This is a genomic window from Mycobacterium senriense (genome assembly GCF_019668465.1).
Taxonomy (GTDB): domain Bacteria; phylum Actinomycetota; class Actinomycetes; order Mycobacteriales; family Mycobacteriaceae; genus Mycobacterium; species Mycobacterium senriense.
Window position 1 is genome coordinate 180,297 of sequence record NZ_AP024828.1, and the last position, 13,218, is coordinate 193,514.

Below are 13,218 nucleotides of genomic sequence, written 5' to 3' on the forward strand. Positions count from 1 at the left end.
TACCTGGTGCGGCCGACGCTAGCAGCTGCGGGGACCCCCAATAAGGTGTACGAACGCAACACCCTGTTGCATACTTGGAACACCGCCCATGGAAAATAATCTGCCCTTTGACCTCGATGCCCTGCTGGTATTCGGCAAGGTGGTGGACTGCCGCAGCATCTCGAAGGCGGCGACGGCACTCGGCATGCCCAAGTCCACGGTGAGCCGGAAGCTGACCAAGCTCGAATCCGACCTGGGCATCAAACTACTGCGGAAAAACACCCACCAGCTGACGGTCACCGACATCGGCGAGCAGATCTACGAGCACGCGATGAGCATCCGAACCGAGGCCAACGGCGTACGGGCCCTCGTGGAGGGCAGTCGGCAGGAACCCCAGGGCGAACTGCGGGTCGCAATACCGGTAAGCCTGGGCATCGACTACGCATCTCGCGTCGGGGCCACGTTCTTGCAGCGTTACCCGAACTCGCGCTTGGACATTCGGTTGGTCGACAACATCGTCGACCCGGTCAAGGACGGTTACGACGTCGTGTTCGGCCCCGGCCCGCTACAGGATTCGACGCTGATCGCGCGGAAGGTCTTCGACCTGAACCTGTTCCTCTGCGCCTCAACCGATTTCGTAGCGCGAATGAAGGATCCGATTACCGAACCCGCACAGGTGAACACTCTGCCGTTCATCGACTTCGGCTTCTGCGGGCCGCAAAAGCTCAAGCTGACGGTGACCAAACTGGACAGACGACACGAGTTGTCACCACGAGTACGTGCGCGGGCCAACAACTTTCAAGTGTGCAAGGAGTACATCCTGCAGGGACTCGGCATCGGCGCCATGCCCACGCAGATCATCTGCACCGAGGAACTGCGCGAGGGCACCATCGTGCCGATCCTGCCCGAGTGGGCGGTCGAGCCGCTGGCCGTGCACATGATCTATCCCTTCGAGCTGTCCTTCTCCACCTTGATCAGCGCCTTCTATGACACCGCGTGTCAGATCATCGTCGAGAACATCGCCAGGGCGCAGTCCTGGAGTTCGTCCGAGTTGAGGGATAATCGCGTCATGCCCAGTGAACCCTCGCATCCACCGCGGCCCGCGCCGAAACCGAAGCGGGTGCACGTCACGCCCGAGGACGTGGAGCGGTTCGGCGACGAGGAGCAGGTGCGCGACGCGTGGGACGAGCGCCGGCTGCGCGACGAACAACCGCCGCATCACCACTAGCCCGCCGCGCCGTGCGGAAGGCACTGGCGAAGCTCGACCCCGCTGAGTGAGACTGGAAGCTATGAGTTTGGTGGAGAAGCTGCTCCCGCAGGTGCTGCGGGTGCACAACACTTTCTATCAGAAGACGAACGGCTGGATCGGCCACCGTACGCTGTGGATACCTAGTCTGCTGCTGCATACCGTCGGCGCGAAGACCGGTAAACAGCGCACGACGTCGCTGACCTACGCCCGCGACGGGGACAACTATCTGGTGGTCGCCTCCAAGGGCGGTGCGCCCGAATCCCCGGGCTGGTACCACAACCTGAGGGCGAATCCCGACGTCGAGATCAACGTCGGCCCAAGACGTTTCGCCGTCACCGCCCGACCCGTGCTGCCAGACGATCCTGACTATCCGCGGTTGTGGCAGATCGTCAACAAGAACAATCAAAACCGCTACAACGAATACCAGACGAAGACGTCGCGGCCGATTCCCGTCGTCGTCCTGGCCCCGAAACCTTGAACTTCAGCTGAACAAATCAAGAACCGCCGGTGTGAGCGCAATCGGTCCCAGCGGGCGTCTTGCAGGACGTCGCGTCGGTCATGCGAAGCTACGTGTTCGATGGCCGGACCGAAGGAGAAAAAGTAGTGAGAGCCCTCGTCGCGGGCGCCGCCGGGTTCCTCGGGTCCCACCTGTGCGATCGTCTCCGCCGCGACGGCATCGAAGTCATCGGACTCGACAACTTCTGCACCGGCAGGCGCGAGAACATCGCGCAGCTCGACGGGGATCCGAGCTTCGGTTTCGTCAAGCATGACGTCACCCGGCCGGTCGACGCGGTCGTGCCGGGTCCGCTGGACGTCATCTTCAATCTGGCCTGTCCCGCTTCGCCGCGCGCCTACCAGCGGGATCCCCTGTTCACCCTGGAGACCAACTACGTCGGGACCAGGAACCTACTGGAACTGGCGCGCGAGCGGGGAGCAACGTTTCTGCAGGCCTCCACCAGCGAGGTCTACGGGGATCCGACCATCCATCCGCAGGCCGAGAGTTACTGGGGCAATGCCAACTGCTTCGGGGTGCGGGCCTGCTACGAGGAAGGCAAGCGGGTCGCGGAGACGCTGACGCTCGAGTACGCGCGTCGCTACCGCGTTCCGATCAAGGTCGTCCGCATCTTCAATACCTACGGTCCAAGGATGGATCCAGAGGATGGCCGAATCATCTCGTCGTTCATCGTCCAGGCGCTGCGCGGGGAACCGATCACCGTCTTTGGGGACGGCAGCCAGACCCGTTCCTTTTGTTATGTCGACGATCTCGTCGACGGGCTCGTCAATATGGCGGCGAGCGACGCCTCGTTCACCGGACCCGTCAACCTCGGCAGCCCGGCCGAACGCAGCGTCCTCGAAACCGTGAGCATTATCAAGGAAATGACCGGATCGCCTTCGCCGACGGTCTTTGAACCACTGCCGCCGGACGACCCGAAGCAGCGCAAGCCGGACATCGCCCTCGCCGAGTCCTCCCTCGGCTGGGTTCCACGAATCTCGTTCGAAGACGGCGTCGAACGGACGATCGACTATTTCAGACGCATCGTCGGCGCAGACTCCGGTGGGGGCATCCAGCGATGAGAATTGTGCTGGCAACACTGGGAACTCGGGGTGATGTCGAGCCGTGCGCCACCATCGGTCGGGAGCTGCAGCGCCGAGGTCACGATGTCACCATGGCGGTGCCGCCCAACTATGTTGGCTTCGTCGAGTCGGCGGGCCTTGCGGCGGTCCCCCACGGCCCGGATCAGGTTGAGCAGAACGCGAATATCGCCCGGAAATACGGAGAGACGCCGAACCCTGTCTTCATGGCGTGGGTGATTTCAGAGGACCTCAAACGACTCTGGCCGCAGCTGGGCACGGCGCTCACGTCGCTGGCGGACGGGGCCGACCTGTTGTTGACCGACGCGAGCCAGCAGGGGCTGGCCGCCAATGTTGCGGAATACTACGACATTCCGCAGGCCGCACTGCATATCTACCCGCTCGGGCGTGATACGTCGACGCAAGTTACCAAAGACGCCGAAGACGCTCTGCGCCAAACGTTGGGTCTACCGGAGGAACCGGGACCCTCGGTGCGACAACCGCTGGAGATCCAGGCCTACGACGAACTGTTCTTCCCCGGGCTGGCAGCCGAGTGGGCGAAATGGGATGTCCGAAGGCCTTTCGTCGGCGGGCTGACGCTGGAGCTGACGACGGACGTCGACGACGAGGTGTCGTCATGGATTGCCGCGGGAACGCCGCCGATCTACTTCGGCTTTGGCAGCAGCGCGCGAGTCGCGTTTCACGCCGGCTTGCTCGAGATGATCAGCGGGGCCTGCGCGCAATTGAGCGAACGCGCGCTGATCTGCAGCGGCGTAAGTGATCTGGCCGATACGTCGCGATTCGACCACATCAAGGTGGTGGGCGCGGTGAACCACTCGGCCGTCTTTCCCGCTTGCCGCGCGGTCGTTCACCACGGAGGTCCCGGCACCACGTTCGCCGGCATACGCGCCGGCAAACCTACGTTGGCCCTTGCGGTTTCGGTCGATCAGCCGATGTGGGCCGCCGCGGTCGGCCAGCTGGGCGTCGGCATCGGACGGCACTTCTCCGCAACCACCCCGGATTCGCTGCTCGCCGATCTGCGCGCCATCCTGACTCCGCACTGCATCGCTCGAACCCTCGACGTCGCCGCTCAGATGGCCACACCCGCCGAAAGCGCTGCCACGGCCGCCGATCTGGTGGAAGCCACGGTCGGCCAGGACTCGGGGTGAACCCCTGTCAGTGCTCGTCGGCCGAGTGGTGAATGTGCATGTCCGAAACGTTGCGATATGACGGGAAGTCGAAGTCGGGGAAGGCGCAGATGTCGCCGCGATCCCGGACCCGCTCTAACCAATAGCTCTGATCGGCGGCCGATGTGCAGGCGTAGAGCTTCATATACGTCGCCGCGAAGGGGAACACGAAGCCATTGCCGACCGCCTGCCAGACGGCCGCCGCCACGCCGGGGGTTTCGACCCCTCGATAATCGTCCATCACGATCACGCCACGCTCGGCCGTGTGCGTCACGGCGAGCCTGATGTCGTTGGCCACGCACTGGTAGGCGTGACAACCGTCGACGTGGACGAAGCGCAGTGCCCGTTCTCCCAGATCAAGCGCCGACGATTCGCAGACCTCCAGCGTTGGCCGGCGGGTGTGGAACCGATCCCAGTTGGTCAGGAACTGCTGCTGATCCAGGCCCGAGTACTCCTGGCGCGGGGCCTGCGCGATGTCGGCGTGATCCATCACGGCGCCGAACAGATCGCAGATCACCAGGTCTTCATCGTCACGCAGGCCGTAACCCATCAAGATGGCGGACTTGCCCTGGTACGCGCCGATCTCCAACATGTCACCCTTGATGCCCTCGGCCGTCTGGCACGCGAGCAGGTGGCTGAAGAGCTCGACGTCGGCCTCGAAGAACCAACCGTCGACGTTGTTCATCTGCTCGGTATAGAGAGCCCAGGCGGCATCGCTCATGACGCGCTCCTGCGCATGGACTCCTCCAGTGCGGTTGTGGGCTGGCGAATTTTGCGGCGGTCAAATTGGCGGCCGTGGGTGAACCGTATCAATTCTGCGCCCAACCGCAATCGATGCTCTTAGCCAAGAGCTGTTCTCAGTGCGGCTTTCGGTCCTCTAGGCCGAGAGTGAAGACCCGCACCTCGGCCGACTTGCCCTTCAAAGCGTGCGTTCCTCGGTCGAGGAGTCCGTGCGGTCGACTGGTCAGCGCGTCCACGCACGAACCGGTGAGAAGGATGGCGTCGCCGGTGGCCTTGGTGAGTTGCTCGACGCGGGCAGCGACGTTGACGGTGTCACCGATCAGCGTGAATTCGAGCTTGCTTCCGCCGCCGATAGTGCCCGCGATCACCGTACCGGTGTTGATGCCGATGCCGATGCGGAGCTCACCGCCGAATCGCTCGGCCACGAGGCGGTGAATCGCGACCGCCGCGGCCACCGCGGCGTCGGCGTGGTTTGCGAGGTCGTTAGGGGCGCCGAACACGGCCAATGCTCCGTCGCCGAGGAACTTGTTGACGTGACCACCGCCCTCGACGACGGCGGGCACGACGATTTCGAATAGCGCGTTGAGCCGGCCGACCGTGTCCTCGGCGGAGTTCGCCTCGGCGAACGGGGTGAAGTCACGGATGTCGACGAACATCACGGTCACCTCGCGCCGTTCACCGGTGAAGACGTCGTCGCCCTGCTGTAGCAGTCGCGCGGCGAGGGCCGGGTCGACGTAGGTGCCGAACGCGCCCTGAAGCCGTTGTCGCTCAGCCAAACCCGTCTGCATGCGGTTGAACGACGCCGACAGGGCGCCCAAGTCGTCGTCCTGAACGACCGGCAAGCGTTGGCTATAGTCCCCTGCCGCAACACGTTCGGCGCCTTTGGCGAGGTCGCGAATGGGTTGCAGGGATGGCGAGAATCCAAGTCCGACGGAGATCGGCACCGCGAATACAACCGCCAACCCGCCTCCGATGACGACCGCGAGGATGGGGATATCACCGACGCGATTGAACACGGTCGCAAGCAAGGCGCCACCGACGGCGAACCCGAACGCGACCGCAACCATGGACACGTTCGACCGGGCGGCAAAGGTCGGGCGCTGACGTGGCAGGGAGTCGCCGATGCCCGTGTCGCCAGCCAGGGCGAGCCTAGGTGGCCGCCATGCTGCCTCCACGCTGTTATGGAGCGCGACCAACTGGACCGCTACTCCGATGGTGGCAGCCAATACGCCGTATTGCACCAGCCGTATCCAACCGGCTCCGGCGATCGCGCCGACAATGACTGCCAACGCGGCGGCCAGGAAACCGGCGACCCATACCGTGCGAGAAGTCGTCCGGCGGCTAAAGACATAAGTGCCCTCCAGGGCCGTCAGCCGATCGACCTCGTGGCTGGCTGCCCACCGCTCGGCGGGGCGCGCCCATCGGCGATCTGGAAGGACCATCAAACATGCGAGCAGCAGCTCTGCCACGACGGTGATGGCCGCAGCGGCAATGTAGCGACCCGACTTCTCGAGCGCGACGATCGGAAATGACACGAATGTGAGGTAGATCGGCAGCGAGATGAAGAACGAAATCACGCCGCCCGCCCAGGTATACCGCGCCCCGTACCGATCCCAAGTCCACTGCCAGATGCGATCCATGTCGGGAGATTAAGTCGTCGTTGGCCACGATGTGCGGGAAAAGGGCCGCATCGGGTCGGCTGCGGCGTCGGGGCAGGATGTCTCTCATGGTCGCCGCCTACCGCGCGCCTATGCGATCCCGCAACGATGCCGTCGAGCCACAGGCCGCCATCGATCGCGCTCGGCGGCTCGGCGTGTGCGGGTTTGGCCAACTGGTGAGCCGGTCGGGCGAAGAGGAGCGGCTTGCCCATCGGGTCGCCCGATTCGCCGACCTCGACGAAGGCTCGTTCGTGTGGACCCGCGACACCCACGGGTGGTTCTGGCTGGGCCGCATCTCCGGGCCTTACGTCTGCGACGCCGACGAAGCCGCTGCAGCGGTGGATTTGGTGCACATACGACCCTGCGAGTGGCTGTCCATGCCAATCCTGGAACACGATGCGCCGACCGCCGTCGTCGCCACATTCGGTCGGGGTGGACGGAACTTTCAAGAAATCCACCACCCCTCGATTGGCGTTCAGACACAACGGATTTGGGATGCGCGCACTCAGGTGGGAGAGAGCTAATGCGCTGCGGGGCGCGCGCCGCTGAAGCAGGCGCCGGTGGAGCTCCTGTACGTCTCGTGAATTAGGCCTACCCGTCAAGCTTCGACGGCGAACAACGCCCACTCGCCCGTCACGCCCTTGAGAACGTGCTCGCCGCGAGCGGCGAACTTGAGGCCCGACCCGGCGACCAGGTCGATGACGATGCGCGAAACGAGCACCTCGCCGGCCCCGGCCGCTGCCGCCACACGCGCTGCGATGTGGACGGCGATGCCGCTGATGTCGTCGTCCCGCAACTCGACCTCACCCGTGTGTACCCCGGCCCGCACCTCGAGGCCCAGGCTGCGCATTACGTCACGGATCGCCATGGCGCACCGGATGGCGCGGGCGGGCCCGTCGAACCGGGCGAGGAAGCCGTCGCCCGTCGTGTTGACCTCACAACCCTGGAACCGTGCGAGCTGGCGCCGTACTTGGACGTCGTGCCTGCCGAGCAGCTCCTTCCATCGCTGATCGCCAAGCTCTACCGCCCGCTTCGTGGAGTCGACGATGTCGGTGAACAACACCGTGGCCAGGACGCGCTCGACCGCCGGCTTCGGGCGGACGCCGGTGAGGAACTCCTCGACCTCGTCGAGCAGGGCATCGGCGTCGCCCGTAAAGAACAGATGGTCGGCGCCGTCGATCTCGACGAACTTGGCCCCGGCGATGCGGTCGGCGACGTAGCGGCCCATCTCGCACCTCACCATCCGGTCGTCGCGCCGGTGCACCACGAGCGTCGGCGCCTGGATCGCGGGCAGCACGTCACGGATGTCCAGGTGCGGATAGAGCGCGAAGATGTTGCGGACCATGCCCGGGCTGGCGGCCACGCGCTGCAACCGCGCCCACCACCGCCGGAAATCGGCGTCGCCCCGCCGACTCGGAGCCCATGCACCCAATCCGACGCCTTCACCCCAGCCGGTCGCACTCACCTCGACCAACGCCGACAGCTGCTCCTCGGTGACGCCGAGCGGGTAGTCAGTCGTTCGGAGCAGGCGGGAGAACGAGCCATATAGGACAAGCGCATCCACGCGATCTGGATGGCCGGCCGCTGTCAGCATCGCCATCGTGCCACCCTCCGAAACGCCCACAAGGTCGGCGCGTTTACATCCGGCCGCGTCCATGACGGCGCGCAGGTCATCGACGGACTCTTCCAACGTCGGCGCGTGCATTACCGGATCCGAGAGACCGGTGCCCCGCTTGTCAAAGGTGACGACGCGACGAAAGGACGCGAGCCGCGAGTAGAAGTGAACGACCGACGGCTCCTCCAACATGATGTCGAGGTGCGAGATGAAGCCGGGCGCGACAACGAGGTCGGGCCCGTCTCCGGTCACCGAGAACGCGATGTTGAGGCCACCGCTCTGGGCGTAGTGAATGTCCGGCGGGACGTTCATGGTCGAACCTTACGCCGCGCGGGCCATGCCAAGAGCCACTTGACGGTCGAAACAGCGGCGCACAAATCGGGCTGCGGAAACAGCTACGGTGCATTGCATGCGTCGTGTGGACTACGTCATTCACTATGTCGAGTCGCTGCGCCGGTCGGTGGCGTTTTACCGGGACGTGATCGGGCTTCGGGTGCGGATTGAGGGCGACGGCTATGTCGAGTTCGAAATGGAGAACACGAAGTTCTCGCTTTTCGAACGCGCGAAGCTGCCCGAGCTCATCGGTCGCGAGGGCGGCGACCCGCCCTGCGGTGAGATCGGTTTCCTGATCGACGACGTCGATGCGGAAGCAGCACGGTTGCGCGGACTCGGGGTCGACATCCTGAGCGGACCAGTGGATCGACCATGGCACGAGAGGACGCTGCACATCGCCGACCCCGACGGCAACATCATCGAATTCGCGCAGAAGCTGCGGTGATCCTCGCCGTCGACCTCGGTAAGACGTCCTGCCGGGCCGCGGCAGACGGCCGCAGGGCCGAGGGCGCGGGCGCGCCGGGGCTCGCGACGCCCGGCGGCGTTCGGGCCGCGGAGGCGGCGATCCTGGCCGTCGCGCGCGAGTTCGGCCCGGTCGACGAGGTGATCGTCGGCGCGGCCGGCGCGCTCGCGGCGCCGGACGCAACGCGCGCGCTGGGCGATGCGCTGCTGAAATCGCTTCGGGCGCAACGCGTCGCCGTGACCAGTGACGCGGTGATCGCGCACGCGGGCGCGCTGAACGGGCAGCCGGGCGTCGTGCTGATTGTGGGCACCGGTGTCGTGGCGCTCGCCATCGACGCGAACGGCGCGCTACGTACCGCCGACGGTTGGGGCCCCTGGCTGGGCGACGAGGGCGGCGGCGCGTGGATCGGCGCCGCCGGGCTACGCGCGGCGTTGCGCGCTCACGACGGCCGCGGACCGTCCACCACGCTGCTCGACGCCGCCCGCGCCCGCTTCGGCGCGCCGGAGAGCTGGTCCGCGCAGCTCACCGGTGCCGCGGGGCTCGCGTCGTTCACGCCGGACGTATTCGCCGCGCATGGTGACGCCGCGGCGCTGGCGATCATCAGCGCCGCCGCCGAGGCGCTCGCCGCGACCGCCCGTGCGGCCGGGGATGGCTCGGTGGCGATGGTCGGCGGACTGGCCGGAGTCCAGGCGCTGCGCGCGCAGCTCGACCTCATCCCAGCCGCCGGCGACGCGCTCGACGGCGCGCTGCAACTACGGAAGATCCACGAGCCGTATGTGCTTCGCGTGCAGGAGGATTCGAAAGCCGTTGTCCCGCAAGGGCTCGATGCGCTCGCCACCGAGGCGGTGCGGCCAGACCTTGACGATCTCGATGCGCGCCCCATCGCCGAGGTCGTCGCGCTGCTCGTTGCCGCCGAAGGCGATGCGCACGGCGCGGTGGCGGCGGCGGTCCCGTGGATCGCGGCGGCGGCCGAGGCGATCGCCGCGCGGCTCGAGCGCGGCGGCCGCCTGGTCTACGCCGGCGCCGGAACGCCGGGGCGGCTCGGGGTGCTCGACGCGGCCGAGTGCGCGCCGACCTTCGGCACCGACCTGGTGCGCGGCGTCATCGCCGGCGGACCGGCGGCGCTGACCGAGGCGATCGAGGGCGCCGAAGACGCGTTCGATCCCGCCGATCTCGCGGACCTGACCGCCGCCGACGCGCTTGTCGGGATCACGGCGTCGGGCCGCACGCCGTATGTGCTCGGGGCGCTTGAGCACGCGCGCGCGGCGGGCGCCCTGACCGTCGCGATCGTCAACAACCCGGGCACCGAGGCGTCCGCCGACGTGGTGATCGAACTGTTGACCGGGCCCGAGGTGCTCGCCGGCTCCACGCGGCTGACCGCGGGCACAGCCCAGAAGGTGGTGCTCAACGCGCTCTCGACGAGCGTGATGATCGCGCTCGGCAAGGCGTACGGACCGCGGATGGTCGACGTGCGCGCCACCAATGCGAAGGTGCGCCGCCGGGCGGTGCGCATCGTCCGCGACGCGGCCGGCGTCGACGAGGAGGCCGCGACCGCCGCACTCGCCGCCGCCGGCGGTCACGCCAAGACCGCGATCGTGGCGCTGCTCGCGGGCGTCGACGCGGCCGAGGCCGCCGCCCGGCTCGACCGGGCCCGCGGACGCGTGCGCGACGCCCTCGGCGGGACATGAATGAAGATGTCCCCGGGCCGGCGTCACGCCCGTATCGTGAGGACCGTGTGCGAGCCAGCATGTGGCCGGCCATCTCCTGTCAGCCGCCGTCGGCTGCTGATGGCGGCCGGCGCGGGTGTGGCGTCCCTGGTCGGCGGCTGCTCGAGTGCGACGCGAACGGACTCTGCCTCGGTGTCTGAGACCCACCCGAAGCTACGTTTGCCTTCGGCTCCTCCCCCGACGCCGACAATCAGTGCAAGCCTGACCGCTGCGACTCCGGCACTGTTGCTATGCCGGGACGCCTGGGGGGCGCGACCGGCCCGCTCCGGAGGGAAGCGCCACACCATCACCCGGATGACCCTCCACCACGAGGCCGTCGTCCTTGGCGAAAATCGCAATGCCCCAAGCCATCTCAGACAGGATCAGCGATACCACCAGGACCAGCACGGGTGGATCGACATCGCCTATCACGTCGGCGTCGACCGCAATGGCAACATCTATGAACTGCGGAGCACCGAGTTCGCCGGCGACACCGCGACTGACTACGACACGACGGGCCATTTCCTGGTCCTCTGCGAAGGAGACTTCGATCAGGAGGCCGTGCCGGAGGCCCAGCTGCAGGGAGCAGCTCGCGCGTTCGCATGGGCGGCTCAGAATTTTCACATTGCGACCGACACACTGGCGGGCCATCGGGACCTGGCCCAAACCTCTTGCCCCGGTGGAAACCTGTACGCCCATATTTCCTCGGGCGACCTCAAGCGCCGCATTGACGACCTCCTCGGCGCAGGCGGAGTGGACCTCCAGCGCTTCTGCGGTCCTGACGCGGCCGCAAAAGTCGCGTCAATCGAGGCCGGCGACTGACCGGTTGGGCCCAAGCCAGTCAACGTGTGACGCGTAGTCCCTTTCGCTCCTCAAGCTCCTCTTCGGTAACACGTTCGAGCATCGGTTGCCCGGGCACGCAGAACAATGTGAGGACGAAGCTACAAGGAATGTCAGTCCGGTTGTTAGCGTTTTGATAGTGGATTACGTCGCCGCCGAGCCCCCAGAACGCGTCTCCGGCACGGAGGACGCGTGGCGCCTCACCCTCGAGTTCGAACAACATTTCACCGTCGATCATGTAGCCGAATCCCGGACCGCCAGGAAGGCGATGTGGTGGGTAACCGACAGCGCCCGGTGGAAGGTTGATAAGAACAGTCATCACGTGGGCATTTTCAGGAAGAGACGGTGACCGTACTTCCTGCAGCACTGTAATTGTCGATTTCGATTCGGAGTCAGTCGTATCCCGCAACATTCGTTATCCTCCTGGTGGGACTGGGATCACTTGAGTCCCATTCGATTTCCTACCTGCCGCGGCTGGAGTATGCGTCGATCCAGTCGGAGTATCGAGTAGTGAAGATGGTGGCGTTCTCGTCGGGTTCGAGGCTGTGATCGTCGATCACCGCACCGAAGTATGGCGCCTCGGCGTCGGTCACGACCTCACGTTGATCACCGATGGCGGCAAGGCCCATGCGGACAAAGTCGTCCATCCCGAGTGCCTCGGGTCCGGCGATCTCCGTTACTCCGTTGATAGGCGGCCCTACAGCCGCGCGCGCGACGGCGGTGGCGACATCGTCGGCGGCGATAGGACGGAACAAAGCGTGCGGCAACCTGACAATGTCTCCCTCTGTCGCGGAATCGGCCAAGCCGACCGCGAATTCGTAGAAGGGAGTTGCTCGCACGATCGAATACGGCCGGCCCGATTCCTTGATCAGGTTCTCCTGAGCTGCTTTCGCAGTGTTGTAGCCGCTATCTGGCATGACCTGCGCGCCCACCACGGACAACGCGACGTGGTGTTTGACTCCCGCTTCCCGTTCAGCAGAAAGGAGATTCGTTGTCGTGGTAGTGAAGAAGTGCATTACGGGTTCATCGTCGAACAATGGTGAATCGGCGACGTCGACCAGGACATCCGCACCAGCGACAGCGGTGGCGAGACCTTCACCGGTGAGTGAATCGACACCTGATCGGCGTGAGGCGGGGACCACGTCGTGTCCCTGCGCGCTGAGCTTGGACGCGACTTTCGAGCCGATCAGACCACGCCCACCCATGACTACGATCTTCATGATGAACCCTTCAAAGTTGCTTGTTATAAAGGGATTTTGGACCTTAACGGTTCACTATCAAATAGGTTCACCGGGGAATTTCAGGTCGAAGCGTCTGCATAGTTCGGGGACACTGTCGACATCCATCTCCAGTTCGTACCGCGCACAGAGTTCATCAAGGGCCGCTGTCGATACCTTGTCCACACCGCCGAGGTCAGAAAGCTCGTCGAAGAATTGCTCAAATCCTGCGGGCGAAATGATTTCAAGGATGCGGGCCGGCTCATCGCCCGCGTTCCAGAACGTATGCCATTGGCCCCGCGGCTTGAAAATGAAGTCGCCGGGTAGGCCGTAGAGCACCTCATCGCCAAGCAAAGCGCCCACGCGTCCCTCGATGATCCAGCTGTACTCATCTTCGTTGTGGTGGCGATGAAGCGGCGAGGCTAGCGCTCTGGGCGACATCGGATGCTCGAGGACCGAGAAGCGTCCTTGCGCGTGAGCCCAATCGACGATGTGGCGGACACCGACCGTCCCAAGGAACACCGACTTGCCCTCGGTGCGGCCGACGGACTTGGCCGGCGGGCCGCCTGGCCTCAAGATGTCGTCTGTCGCGCGGGCTGCGGCCGGGTGCTTGTTGTATTCGCGTGACACTAATGCTCCTTAGCTGGGTGCGCGGCCT

At 65.4% G+C, this 13,218-nt stretch carries 13 protein-coding genes and 2 pseudogenes; 9 read left to right on the forward strand and 6 right to left on the reverse strand.

The window, feature by feature from the left end:
• Positions 1–88 precede the first annotated feature (88 nt).
• The 4 genes and pseudogenes from MTY59_RS00895 to MTY59_RS00910 all read left to right on the forward strand — a co-directional run.
• Positions 89–1,009: pseudogene (locus tag MTY59_RS00895) on the forward strand (LysR family transcriptional regulator); the annotation flags it as partial.
• A 259-nt stretch (positions 1,010–1,268) separates the two neighbouring features.
• Positions 1,269–1,706 carry a nitroreductase family deazaflavin-dependent oxidoreductase gene (locus MTY59_RS00900; RefSeq protein WP_221044015.1) on the forward strand — a complete coding sequence of 146 codons (438 nt, stop codon included), beginning with the start codon at positions 1,269–1,271 and terminating at the stop codon, positions 1,704–1,706.
• Positions 1,707–1,765: 59 nt separating this feature from the next.
• The gene (locus tag MTY59_RS00905; RefSeq protein WP_250160685.1) at positions 1,766–2,803 is read left to right on the forward strand and encodes a UDP-glucuronic acid decarboxylase family protein; all 1,038 of its coding nucleotides are present in this window, start codon (positions 1,766–1,768) and stop codon (positions 2,801–2,803) included.
• Complete coding sequence (locus MTY59_RS00910; protein WP_221044016.1) at positions 2,800–3,969, forward strand: glycosyltransferase; 1,170 nt, start codon at positions 2,800–2,802, stop codon at positions 3,967–3,969. The genes MTY59_RS00905 and MTY59_RS00910 overlap by 4 nt, the downstream gene beginning before the upstream one ends.
• A 7-nt stretch (positions 3,970–3,976) precedes the next feature.
• Here the strand turns inward: MTY59_RS00910 and MTY59_RS00915 are convergent, their stop codons facing one another.
• Positions 3,977–4,708, reverse strand: coding sequence for a class I SAM-dependent methyltransferase (locus MTY59_RS00915; RefSeq protein ID WP_221044017.1), 732 nt, complete (start codon positions 4,706–4,708; stop codon positions 3,977–3,979).
• A 136-nt stretch (positions 4,709–4,844) separates the two neighbouring features.
• The gene (locus MTY59_RS00920; RefSeq protein WP_221044018.1) at positions 4,845–6,368 is read right to left on the reverse strand and encodes an adenylate/guanylate cyclase domain-containing protein; all 1,524 of its coding nucleotides are present in this window, start codon (positions 6,366–6,368) and stop codon (positions 4,845–4,847) included.
• A gap of 86 nt (positions 6,369–6,454) precedes the next feature.
• Between MTY59_RS00920 and MTY59_RS00925 the strand changes: the two genes are divergently transcribed.
• Positions 6,455–6,910: a GAF domain-containing protein gene (locus MTY59_RS00925; RefSeq protein ID WP_221044019.1), complete on the forward strand. Its 456-nt coding sequence runs from the start codon at positions 6,455–6,457 to the stop codon at positions 6,908–6,910.
• 74 nt (positions 6,911–6,984) lie between these two features.
• Here the strand turns inward: MTY59_RS00925 and MTY59_RS00930 are convergent, their stop codons facing one another.
• Positions 6,985–8,313: an adenylate/guanylate cyclase domain-containing protein gene (locus MTY59_RS00930; protein WP_221044020.1), complete on the reverse strand. Its 1,329-nt coding sequence runs from the start codon at positions 8,311–8,313 to the stop codon at positions 6,985–6,987.
• A gap of 97 nt (positions 8,314–8,410) precedes the next feature.
• Here MTY59_RS00930 and MTY59_RS00935 point away from each other — a divergent pair, with 97 nt between their 5' ends.
• The 4 genes and pseudogenes from MTY59_RS00935 to MTY59_RS00950 all read left to right on the forward strand — a co-directional run bounded on the left by MTY59_RS00935 (position 8,411) and on the right by MTY59_RS00950 (position 11,325).
• The gene (locus MTY59_RS00935; protein ID WP_221044021.1) at positions 8,411–8,779 is read left to right on the forward strand and encodes a VOC family protein; all 369 of its coding nucleotides are present in this window, start codon (positions 8,411–8,413) and stop codon (positions 8,777–8,779) included.
• Positions 8,707–9,492, forward strand: a pseudogene (locus MTY59_RS27805) (BadF/BadG/BcrA/BcrD ATPase family protein); the annotation flags it as partial. The gene MTY59_RS00935 and the pseudogene MTY59_RS27805, both read left to right, overlap by 73 nt.
• Positions 9,493–9,582: 90 nt before the next feature.
• On the forward strand, positions 9,583–10,485 hold the full coding sequence (gene murQ / locus MTY59_RS27810; protein WP_221046187.1) for an N-acetylmuramic acid 6-phosphate etherase: 903 nt from the start codon (positions 9,583–9,585) through the stop codon (positions 10,483–10,485).
• 264 nt (positions 10,486–10,749) lie between these two features.
• Positions 10,750–11,325 (forward strand): N-acetylmuramoyl-L-alanine amidase, encoded by a 576-nt coding sequence (locus MTY59_RS00950; RefSeq protein WP_284145701.1) that lies wholly within the window; start codon positions 10,750–10,752, stop codon positions 11,323–11,325.
• 19 nt (positions 11,326–11,344) lie between these two features.
• Here the strand turns inward: MTY59_RS00950 and MTY59_RS27135 are convergent, their stop codons facing one another.
• From MTY59_RS27135 to MTY59_RS00965, 3 genes are read right to left on the reverse strand one after another with little or no spacing between them, the layout of a single operon-like run.
• Positions 11,345–11,755, reverse strand: a complete 411-nt coding sequence (locus MTY59_RS27135) for a cupin domain-containing protein (RefSeq protein WP_250160688.1) — start codon at positions 11,753–11,755, stop codon at positions 11,345–11,347.
• A 49-nt stretch (positions 11,756–11,804) separates the two neighbouring features.
• Complete coding sequence (locus MTY59_RS00960; RefSeq protein ID WP_221044024.1) at positions 11,805–12,563, reverse strand: SDR family oxidoreductase; 759 nt, start codon at positions 12,561–12,563, stop codon at positions 11,805–11,807.
• Positions 12,564–12,620: 57 nt separating this feature from the next.
• The gene (locus MTY59_RS00965; protein WP_250160689.1) at positions 12,621–13,190 is read right to left on the reverse strand and encodes a cupin domain-containing protein; all 570 of its coding nucleotides are present in this window, start codon (positions 13,188–13,190) and stop codon (positions 12,621–12,623) included.
• Between the last annotated feature and the right edge of the window lie 28 nt (positions 13,191–13,218).

Coding starts and splice junctions, on each gene's coding strand:
- MTY59_RS00930 (WP_221044020.1), bottom strand. CDS start 8,313: ATGAACGTCCCGCCGGACATTCACTACGCCCAGAGCGGTGGCCTCAAC.
- MTY59_RS00925 (WP_221044019.1), top strand. CDS start 6,455: ATGGTCGCCGCCTACCGCGCGCCTATGCGATCCCGCAACGATGCCGTC.
- MTY59_RS00910 (WP_221044016.1), top strand. CDS start 2,800: ATGAGAATTGTGCTGGCAACACTGGGAACTCGGGGTGATGTCGAGCCG.
- MTY59_RS00920 (WP_221044018.1), bottom strand. CDS start 6,368: ATGGATCGCATCTGGCAGTGGACTTGGGATCGGTACGGGGCGCGGTAT.
- MTY59_RS00915 (WP_221044017.1), bottom strand. CDS start 4,708: ATGAGCGATGCCGCCTGGGCTCTCTATACCGAGCAGATGAACAACGTC.
- MTY59_RS00900 (WP_221044015.1), top strand. CDS start 1,269: ATGAGTTTGGTGGAGAAGCTGCTCCCGCAGGTGCTGCGGGTGCACAAC.
- MTY59_RS00960 (WP_221044024.1), bottom strand. CDS start 12,563: ATGAAGATCGTAGTCATGGGTGGGCGTGGTCTGATCGGCTCGAAAGTC.
- MTY59_RS00935 (WP_221044021.1), top strand. CDS start 8,411: ATGCGTCGTGTGGACTACGTCATTCACTATGTCGAGTCGCTGCGCCGG.
- MTY59_RS27135 (WP_250160688.1), bottom strand. CDS start 11,755: ATGTTGCGGGATACGACTGACTCCGAATCGAAATCGACAATTACAGTG.